This is a genomic window from Methanosphaera sp. DEW79 (genome assembly GCF_003266085.1).
In the GTDB taxonomy this organism is placed as follows: Archaea; Methanobacteriota; Methanobacteria; order Methanobacteriales; family Methanobacteriaceae; genus Methanosphaera; species Methanosphaera stadtmanae.
This window is the reverse complement of the sequence record NZ_MUZW01000007.1, coordinates 1-3,318: the sequence shown is the minus strand read 5'-3', so window position 1 is coordinate 3,318 and position 3,318 is coordinate 1. Positions and strand designations below refer to the sequence as shown.

1 protein-coding gene is annotated in these 3,318 nt (G+C 28.3%); it reads left to right on the top strand.

Annotated elements, in window-relative coordinates:
* On the top strand, window positions 1–3,318 hold a 3,318-nt coding region (locus BZ132_RS00755; protein ID WP_286940120.1), incomplete at both ends, for a carboxypeptidase regulatory-like domain-containing protein.

The window sequence follows — 3,318 nt, the reverse complement described above, 5'->3', positions numbered from 1 at the left end:
AACAAAATCTGTTAAAAAAGATGATAGTAATGTAGTTGAAATTACAGGAGCTAATGTTAGAAATTATTGGTCATGGGATGATGATGATCCTTCTTCAGCTGAAATTTCTGATGAAATATTAGATGCAAATGCAGGAAAAACTTTTCTTATTGATCAAAAAGCTTTTAATATACTAAAAAGAGTAAATCTTATAAAATTTTCAGGATCAATTACTTATGTAGGTAAAGATAATCCAACATCCTACTCTACATTATGGTTAAATACAGATCATGGTAATAATACTAAAGTAGCAAATATAACATTCCAATATACTGATGAACGCCAATTATTTAGAGGTGAAACTACTGGTGGTTATTATAATGCTACAGTAGAAAATTGTACTTTTAATGCAAATGTAGCAGATTTTCCAGAAAATAATCTTAGATTAATAGAATTTACTACTGGTACTGAAGATAGTATAGATCCAGTTATGATTTTTAAAAATTCTAAAATAAATATATCTGCACCTGCAAATTTCTTAAATTTTGCCCAGTATTTTGAAGGAGGCTGGTTAGGTACAGTAGATCCAAAAGTTGTACCTATTAGAATTGGAGAAGAATTTACTTTTGCAAGAGCAACTAATAACAGAAGAATAATATTTGATAGTAATAATATTACAATAAGTGTAAGTAAGGATGATGGAAATAGTTATGCTACATTAAATGCTATTATGTTCTCATCTAGTCATGCACAATTTACTAATAATAATATTAATCTTTCTGGTGAAAAATATTTATATGGAATGCTTTGTACTTCATACTCTAGTCATAACAACATATCTAACAACACATTTCAAATCAATGGTCAAAGATATACTGCAGGTATTTATCTTACAGGTGGGTATCTACAAAATAACACTGTTGCAAACAATACTATTACATTAGTTTCTTCAAATAGTAGTAGTTCTGTAGCTGAAGACAGTGGATATCCTATTGTAATAGAAGATCGTAGATATATTGGCGGAAATTATCCTCCTGCTGAGTATCCAAGTGGAGGAGAACTTATAAACAACACAGTTATAAATAACACCATTGTTGTTTCAGGAAACAATGTTTATGGAATTGAACATTATGGTGGAACAAATACTCTCATAAAGGGAAATAGAATAAATGCTTCTGGTATAAATCCAACAGGAATTGTTATAACTGGTAATGGTCTTTCAGTTGAAGATAATATAATATATATTACAGCACAAACAAATAATACTGGAACTACTGCTGATTATTTCCCAGCAATATCTGGAGGGATATATGCACAACTATGCTTTAATAATACAATTAAAAATAATAAAGTTGTTACAGTAAATGGATCTGGTATAACTGCTAAACAATATAGAAATCTTACAATAATTGGAAACAAAGTAAATGTTACAGATGAATATGCTGTAGTTTTAACTGAATGTAATAATAATAATGTATCTGGAAATGAGTTAGGTTCAAAAAGTTATTATGGTGATGAAGCAGTAAGTATAATTGATGGTCAAAACAATTCAGTACATGATAATAAAGGTCTTCCAAGAGATAAAACATTCTTGAATGTAATAATAAGTCCTGATTCTCTTCATGTTGGTGATTATATATATGTTAATATTACACTAACTGATGAAGAGGGTAATCTTTTAAGTTCAAAAGTAACTCTGAATTCTTCAGCATCTGTTGGAAAAATAATTTCAATGAATAATGGTAAAGGATCAGATCGTTTAAAAATATTAAAATTTGTTGATAATGCAACTATACTAGTTACATATAATGGTACAATACGTTATGAAAATTGTTCTGCTGAAGTACCTTTTACTATACTTAGAACTGAAACCATATTAACTATTAACAATCCAACAGATATGTTATCAACTAATGTAGATATAACAATCAATGGAACTCTCAAAGATAATAATAACAAGGCCATATCTAATGCAAATATAAGTGTAACATTTAATAATAAAGAATATAATGTAACAACCAATAGTGATGGTTTATTTAATGTAACTATTACAACACCATCTGAGAATGGTAAATATGTTCTAACTGCTAGGTATAATGGTACAGAAATATACGATGCATCCCAAGAAACAATAACATTAGCTATAGGTAAAATAGAAACTACTCTAACAGTTAATGAACCAATGGATGTTGTTATGGTAACAAGAAATATGACTATTAATGGTACACTTAAAGATATAGATAACCATGCTATTGCTGATGCTACTATAAAAATAAAAGTAGATGATATGGATGAGGTTTCTGTAAAAACTAATGAAAATGGTGAATATTCTTATTCATTTAAAACAACAAAGACATCTGATCACATTAATGTACATGTTTCATATGCAGGTGATGATGAATATCTAGAAACCTATGCTAGTACATGGTTTATAGTTGAAAAGATAGGCTCTAAAATTTCAGTTGATGAAATAGATAATGTTGATCCCAACAGTGAAATTAATATAACTGGTAAATTATCTGTAGATTATAATTTAAATGTTGGTATTCCAGATGCTACAGTACATATAACAATTGATGGTCAAACATACACCACAACTACTGATGAAAATGGTAATTATATCAAAACTATCACAACACCTGATGCTTCAAAAACATATACAGTATCTGTAGAATATAAAGGTTCAGAGCTGTATGATGAATGTGATGATAGTATAAACTTGTATGTAAAAACAAAAAGTACTATTGATGTAGAAACACCTATTATTATTACAGTAGTAAATAATGATATAACAATTAAAGGTACACTCAAAGATATTAATGGAAATCCTATAAGAGATGTTACAATAGTAATGACTATTGAGGATCTAATCAACACAACAAAAACTAACAGTACTGGTGGATATACATTTATTTATACAGCAACAAAAGTTGATAATAATATTCCAGTAGACATCAAATTTATTGGTGATAATTATTATGCCCCATCATCTACACAAGCAACCTTAACTGTTGAAAAACTAAATTCAACTTTAATCATAGATAACATTGAAAATGTCAAAATTAATGCTAGTGTTGTTATAACTGGTAAAGTAACAAATAATACAAATAACCCAATTACTGATGCTAATGTATGTGTAACAGTTAATAATGAAAGTAAAAATGTAACCACTGGAACTGATGGTACATTTAGAGTAGAATTTACTGCTCCAAGTACTGCTAAGACATACACTGTAACAGCTAAATATGAAGGTTCAGAGATATATAATGGATCTGATAATGAAACAACATTTGATGTTGAAAAAATAGATTCTATTATTACTATTGATACTATTGGTAG